Raw genomic sequence first — 6,387 nt, 5'->3', positions numbered from 1 at the left:
CCAGGTCGGCTTCTTCACCCGCATCGCCCTGATCGCCAAGCCCGTCCCCGGCCGTTCTCGCGGTCGCCGTCGTCTGCGCGTCGGCCCTGTCCTGGGCCGTACTCCGGAACCAGGACGACCCCGGCCGGGACGGCGGGGCCTCCTCGACCCCCTCGGCCTCCTCGCCCGCCCAGGACTCCGCCGCCCCGGCGGTGCTCTGGAACGCGGCCGGTCAGGCGCTGGCCCACGACCAGCACCTCAGCGTCTTCACACTGGACGACGGCGCCGGCGCGGCGGACGGGGGCCGGACGCTCCTGGAGAGCTACGTGGACCTCGGCCACGAGGCGGCGAAGCTCCGGAAGAGCCCGGACCCGGGCCAGGTCAGGGTGGTGGACTACCCGGTCGATCCCGAGGACCACAGGATCCCAAGGGTGCTGGCCGGAACCCGTCCGGTGGCGGTTCTCGACGACAAGATCGTCCGGGTGTACTTCGTGAGCTCCGAGAAGGAACACCACCTGACCGAGGCCCGGTTGGAGCAGCCCGACGGCAAGTGGCAGGTCCACGACCTCGGCGGGCAGCCCGCCCGGGGCACGCCGACCGCGGCGATCATGGACGGGACGGTCAACATCTTCACCGCCGGCCAGGACAACCACCTGCAGCGGACGTACCTGGATCCCGAATCCGGGGGCTGGGACCATCAGGACCTCCACGACGCCCGCGATCTCCTGGCCCCGAAGCAGTCGCCCGCCGCGCTGGTCGCCGAGAGCACCTCCCCGGTGGCAGTGGTGACGGGGGACGTGCTCAGGGTGTACACGATCGCGAACGACAACCGCCTCCAGGAGGCCTGGCTGAGGTCGAAGGAGAAATGGAACACCTGCACCCCGGCCGACACGCCGCAGTCCGCCATGACGCCGACCGCGGTGGTGCACGACGGGGTGACGAGCGTCCTCACCGTCAACCGCGGTGACGGCCATCTCTCGGAGACCCGCCTGACGCCTCCGCAGGCGTCGGCGAACGGCACGACGGATGCCCGGTGGAGCGTCCGCGACCTGACCAAGGACTTCAAGGTGCCGACGCCACGCTCCGCCCCCGCGGCCCTGGTGCACGGCGGAACCACCAGCCTGTTCCTGGTCGACCGGAACGGCCTGCTGACCGAGACGAAGGCGACGGGCGACGGGTGGGCCCCGCAGGACTCCCTGGCGACGGCCGGTGCGCAGCGGGTGGCCGAGGGCTCCGAGCCGGCGGTGGTGGACCACGACGGCGTCACCCGCGTCTACACGGTCCGCCGGAGCGACGGGAAGCTCCAGGAGACCGCGCTGCGGAACGGCGCGTGGAGCACCGCGGTCGTCGAGTCGGGGTGAGCGGGGTGCGCGGGAAGGCCCGGACGGCGCCGGCCGTTCGGGCCTTCCCGCTCGCCCCGGGCCGGCGCCGCCGCCTCAGTCGCCGCGCCGGTGCGCCGTCACGGCGTGGACGACGGTCGGCTCCCCGGTGAGCAGTTCGCGGGCGTCGGCCTCGAAGGCGTGGTCGGTGCCGGTGTAGCGCTCGTGGTGCTGGGCGCAGTGCTCCGACCACGAGACCACGGTGAAGGTCTCGACGAACCGCTCCGGCCGGGCGGCGTCCCGGTACAGGCCCCAGGTGACGGCGCCCGTCCGGCGGCGGGAGGCCTCCACCTTCCGCATGGCAGCGACGAACGCCGGGGCCCGCTCGGCCCGTACCTCGTACGTCACGGTCACCAGGACCGGCCCGTCCTGCGGCGCCGGCTCGACGGCCAGCCGGGGTTCGGGCCAGGCCTCGGAGAGCGTCGGGTCGTTCCGGCCGCCGAGCAGGGGCAGCCGGCGCAGCGACAGCGCCCCGCCGAGGAGGGACAGCGCGGCCAGGAGCATCGCCGCGGACACCCCGGCGTGCTGCGCCACCTGACCCCAGACCAGCGAGCCGACGGCGCTGCCGCCCTGGAAGACGAGCAGGTAGAAGGCCGAGGCGCGGGCCCGCACCCACGCCGGCAGGGCGACCTGGAGGCTCGCGTTCAGGGTGGACAGCGCGGTGATCCACGCCGCTCCCGCCAGGACCAGGGCCGGGAAGGCGATCAGCACGCTCCCGCCGACGGCCAGGGCCGCCAGCGCGCCCGCGAAGGCGGTCCCGGCGAGGGCGAGCGCGCCGTCGCCGCCGACCCGCCGCGACACCGCCGGCAGTACCGCCGCTCCCGCGACCGCTCCCAGCCCCACCGCGCCCAGGAGAACGCCGTAGCCGGCCGCGCCGAGACCGAGGGACTCGTGGGCGGACACCGGCAGCAGCGCCCACAGGGCGGAGGCGCCGGGCACGAACAGGGCGCTGCGCAGCAGGATCCGGCGGATCCGGGGTGCGCTGCGCACGTACCGGCCGCCGGCGCGCATGGCCGCGAGCAGGTGCTCGCGCTCCTGGCCCGACCGGGGCGCCCGCTCCCGGGCGCCGGTCCGCCAGCCGGCGAGCACGGCGAGGATCGCGAGGAAGGAGGCGGCGTTGACGGCGAAGGTCCAGCCCACCCCGAGGGCGGCGACGAGGAGCCCGCCGAGGGCCGGGCCGACGGCGCGCGCGAGGTTCATGTTGACCGCGCCCAGCGCCGCGGCCTGGCGCAGCTCCTCCCTCGGCACCAGCGAGGGCTGCACCGCCTGCCAGGCCGGGCCGTTGAGGGCGTTGCCGCAGCCCAGGAGGAAGGTGAGGGCCAGCAGCGTCCAGGGCCCGAGCACGCCCGTGAAGGCCAGTGCGGCCAGTGCCGCGGCCACCACGGCCATGGCGGCCTGCATCACCAGCAGCAGGCGGCGCCGGTCCACGAGGTCCGCGAGGACGCCGGCGGGCAGGGCGAGGAAGAGCACCGGCAGGCCGGCCGCGAGCTGGACCATGGACACCTGGGCCGCGCCGTGGCCGACCAGCAGCCACTGCGCCCCGACGGTCTGCATCCAGCTGCCGACGTTCGAGGTGAACTGGGCCAGCCACAGGTCGCGGAAGACGCGTCGGCGCAGCGGCGACCAGGCCGAACCGCTCGCGGTGGCGTCCTGTCCGTCATCGGTCCCGGTCATCGACGCACCACTCGTCCGCTCCGTTCTGTTGTGCCCTGTCGGGCGGTGCCGGGTGAGCCCCCGGCTTCCTGCCCCCGGGAACGCTAGGGCCGCCGGCCGCGGCGGGCTTGACCGTCAGCGCCCACCGCTGTGCCGACCCCGCACGCCTGCGGGCGGCATGGCCCCCGGCCCCCGTTTTTGCTACAGATCGAGGAAGGTTCGCCGGGCGATCCCTACGCCGGTCGGTGGTCGGACGGCCCGGTGCGCCGGGAGAATCGTCCCCCGTGGGTCGCCGCGCATCCCTTGGCGGCCCACGGGTTCCGGACTGTCCGGTGCCGTTCGAAAGGCAGCCATGCACCCCACCCGGCCCACCGTCGTGCTCGTCCACGACGGCTGTTCCGACGCCAGCAGCTGGTTCGGCGTCATCGCCGAGCTCCACTGGCGCGGTCTGACGGTCCTCGCCGCCGCGAATCCGCTGCGGGGGCTGGCCCATGACGCCGCCTACCTGGTCTCCGTCCTCGCGGGCGTCGAGGGCCCGGTCGTCCTGGTCGGCCACTCCTACGGGGGTGCGGTGATCACGGAGGCCGGGGCGGTGGCCCCGAACGTGGTCGCGCTGGTCTACGTGGCCGCGTACCTGCCCGACGTGGGGGAGAGCCACGACGTGCTCGCGGGCCGCTTCGCGCCGTCGCCGCTCATCCCGCGGCTGCGGCGCACGGAGTTCACCACCGGCGGCACCGGGCGGGCGGCGGAGCTCACGGTGCCCGCGGAGTGCTTCCGGCCGTTCGTCGCCGCGGACCTGGACGAGGAGGTGGCGCAGGTCCTGGCCGTGCTCCAACGGCCGGTCGCGGAGCGGGTGTTGACGGACGCGCCGACGGCGGCCGGCTGGCGCACCCTGCCGACGTGGGCCCTGGTGACGGGTGCCGACCGGGCACTGCCTCCGGCGGTCCAGCGCTTCACGGCCGAGCGGGCCGGCGCCACCGTCCTCGACCTCCCCGAAGTCTCCCACAGCGTGGCCGTCTCCCGGCCGACCGCGGTCGCGGAGCTCATCCACGACGCCGTCAGGGCGGGTGCCGCCGCGCCCTTCCGGCCCGGCCGGGAGTGACGGGGCCCCGAGCCGGCCCCGCCGCAGGACCCTCCGCTCGTCGGCGGGCTCCACCCCGCGGGCTCCACCCGTGCCGGTGGTGCGGAAGACAATTGTTGATGATTAAACTATAGTGAGCGTGGCGCCGCCGCCCGTGGAATCGCTCCCGGTGCCGTGCACGCCGACGGCGATCAGCCGCAACCCGCAGGAGGAACGATGGAACAGCCCGTCAACGACAACGTCAACGACAACGTCAACGACAACGCCGAGAAGTCGCGTTTCGAGATCAGTGACGGCGGGGAGCTCGCCGGATTCGCCGAGTACCACCGGTCCGGCGGCGAGATCGCCTTCATCCACACCGAGATCGACCCCCGGTTCGAAGGGCGCGGCCTGGGCGGCCGCCTGGTGCGCGCGGCGCTGGACACGGCACGCGAGCAGGGGCTCGCCGTCCTGCCCTACTGCCCCTTCGTCCGCGGCTGGATCACCAAGCACCCCGAGTACGCCGACCTGGTCCCGGCCTCGCACCGGGCGCGCTTCGGTCTCTGAGGCACCCGGCCGCACGCCGAACGGGTTCGGGCCCCGGGTGGGAGACCACCCGGGGCCCGAACCCGTTCCGCTGTGCGGGTCCGCCGGCCGCCGATGTGCGCTGCGGGGCAACCGGCCATGCGCTGCGAAGACCCCCGTCCGCCGTCCACCGCCTAGGTTTCGCCGGGTGGCCCGGCCGGGCCGCGTCCACGCAGAGGAAAGGCGACAGCCCATGCAGTTCGGGATATTCAGCGTCGGTGATGTGACGGTCGATCCGACCACGGGGCGGGAACCCACTGAGCGCGAGCGGATCAAGGCGATCCTGGCCATCGCGCTCAAGGCCGAGGAGGTCGGCCTGGACGTCTTCGCCCTCGGCGAGCACCACAACCCGCCGTTCGTCCCGTCCTCGCCGACCACCATGCTGGGCTGGATCGCCGCGAGGACCGAGCGGATCGTCCTCTCCACCGCGACCACGCTGATCACCACCAACGACCCGGTGAAGATCGCCGAGGACTACGCGATGCTCCAGCACGTCGCCGACGGCCGCGTCGACCTGATGCTCGGGCGCGGCAACACCGGCCCGGTCTACCCGTGGTTCGGCCAGGACATCCGCCAGGGCATCCCGCTCGCGGTCGAGAACTACGCGCTGCTGCACCGGCTGTGGCGCGAGGACGTGGTCGACTGGGAGGGCCGCTTCCGCACCCCGCTGCAGGCCTTCACCGCCACGCCCCGGCCGCTGGACGGCGTGCCCCCGTTCGTCTGGCACGGCTCGATCCGCAGCCCCGAGATCGCCGAGCAGGCTGCCTACTACGGCGACGGCTTCTTCCACAACAACATCTTCTGGCCCCAGGAGCACACCCGGCGGATGGTCGAGCTCTACCGCGAGCGCTACGCGCACCACGGCCACGGCACGCCCGAGCAGGCGATCGTCGGCCTCGGCGGCCAGGTGTTCATGCGGAAGAACTCCCAGGACGCGGTGCGCGAGTTCCGCCCGTACTTCGACAACGCGCCGGTCTACGGGCACGGGCCCTCGCTGGAGGAGTTCACCGAGCAGACCCCGCTGACCGTGGGCAGCCCCCAGGAGGTCATCGAGCGCACCCTCGGCTTCCGCGAGGCCGTCGGCGACTACCAGCGCCAGCTGTTCCTGATGGACCACGCCGGCCTGCCGCTGAAGACGGTGCTGGAGCAGCTGGACATCCTCGGTGAGGAGGTCGTGCCCGTGCTCCGCGAGGAGTTCGCCAAGGGCAGGCCCGCGACCGTTCCCGACGCCCCCACCCACGCCGCGCTCCGGGACGACGTCCCCGCCGCCTCCTGACCAGGACGGACCTCCCTCATGGAAACGACCTCGCCGACCACCCTCGCCGTGATCTCGGGCGGGCTCAGCCTGCCGTCCTCCACCCGCCTCCTGGCGGACCGGCTGACCGACGCCGCCTCCGCCCAGCTGACCCGGTCCGGCCGTGAAGTCCGGGTGCTGCTGCACGAGTTGCGCCCGCTGGCGACCCCCATCTCGCACCACCTGCTCTCCGGCTTCCCCTCGAAGGCGCTGGGCGAAGCGCTGGAGGAGGTGAGCAGGGCGGACGCGCTGATCGCGGTGTCCCCGATCTTCTCGGCCTCCTACAGCGGCCTGTTCAAGTCCTTCTTCGACCTGCTCGACCCCGGAGCCCTGGCGGGCAAGCCCACTGGCGGCTGGCATCGGACATCCCCAGGTCGGTCTGGGCAGTGGGCAGGGCGATCGTCACGATCGTCGTGTCCAAAGTGATCATCAGCTGC

5 protein-coding genes and 1 pseudogene are annotated in these 6,387 nt (G+C 73.7%); 5 read left to right on the top strand and 1 reads right to left on the bottom strand.

Annotated elements, in window-relative coordinates; genetic code table 11:
• The first annotated feature begins 191 nt into the window (after nt 1-191).
• Nucleotides 192-1,340 carry a hypothetical protein gene (locus AB0E96_RS36870; RefSeq protein ID WP_359830513.1) on the top strand — a complete coding sequence of 383 codons (1,149 nt, stop codon included), beginning with the start codon at nt 192-194 and terminating at the stop codon, nt 1,338-1,340.
• A 75-nt stretch (nt 1,341-1,415) separates the two neighbouring features.
• Here the strand turns inward: AB0E96_RS36870 and AB0E96_RS36865 are convergent, their stop codons facing one another.
• A complete protein-coding gene (locus tag AB0E96_RS36865; protein ID WP_359830510.1) occupies nt 1,416-3,032 on the bottom strand; it encodes an MFS transporter in 1,617 nt (538 codons plus the stop codon).
• A 331-nt stretch (nt 3,033-3,363) separates the two neighbouring features.
• Between AB0E96_RS36865 and AB0E96_RS36860 the strand changes: the two genes are divergently transcribed.
• The 4 genes and pseudogenes from AB0E96_RS36860 to AB0E96_RS36845 all read left to right on the top strand — a co-directional run.
• Nucleotides 3,364-4,113 carry an alpha/beta hydrolase gene (locus tag AB0E96_RS36860; RefSeq protein ID WP_359830508.1) on the top strand — a complete coding sequence of 250 codons (750 nt, stop codon included), beginning with the start codon at nt 3,364-3,366 and terminating at the stop codon, nt 4,111-4,113.
• A 195-nt stretch (nt 4,114-4,308) separates the two neighbouring features.
• Nucleotides 4,309-4,638 carry a GNAT family N-acetyltransferase gene (locus tag AB0E96_RS36855; RefSeq protein ID WP_359830507.1) on the top strand — a complete coding sequence of 110 codons (330 nt, stop codon included), beginning with the start codon at nt 4,309-4,311 and terminating at the stop codon, nt 4,636-4,638.
• 211 nt (nt 4,639-4,849) lie between these two features.
• Nucleotides 4,850-5,932 carry an LLM class flavin-dependent oxidoreductase gene (locus AB0E96_RS36850; RefSeq protein ID WP_359830504.1) on the top strand — a complete coding sequence of 361 codons (1,083 nt, stop codon included), beginning with the start codon at nt 4,850-4,852 and terminating at the stop codon, nt 5,930-5,932.
• Between the two features lie 18 nt (nt 5,933-5,950).
• Nucleotides 5,951-6,277, top strand: a pseudogene (locus AB0E96_RS36845) (NAD(P)H-dependent oxidoreductase); the annotation flags it as partial.
• Nucleotides 6,278-6,387 lie beyond the last annotated feature (110 nt).

It is taken from the genome of Kitasatospora sp. NPDC036755 (assembly GCF_040636595.1).
GTDB lineage: Bacteria > Actinomycetota > Actinomycetes > Streptomycetales > Streptomycetaceae > Kitasatospora.
This window is presented reverse-complemented; position numbering and strand designations above follow the sequence as displayed.

Bases quoted from the DNA above. Each gene is read 5' to 3' on its own strand.
- AB0E96_RS36860 (WP_359830508.1), top strand. From the start codon at position 3,364: ATGCACCCCACCCGGCCCACCGTCGTGCTCGTCCACGACGGCTGTTCC.
- AB0E96_RS36850 (WP_359830504.1), top strand. From the start codon at position 4,850: ATGCAGTTCGGGATATTCAGCGTCGGTGATGTGACGGTCGATCCGACC.
- AB0E96_RS36855 (WP_359830507.1), top strand. From the start codon at position 4,309: ATGGAACAGCCCGTCAACGACAACGTCAACGACAACGTCAACGACAAC.
- AB0E96_RS36865 (WP_359830510.1), bottom strand. From the start codon at position 3,032: ATGACCGGGACCGATGACGGACAGGACGCCACCGCGAGCGGTTCGGCC.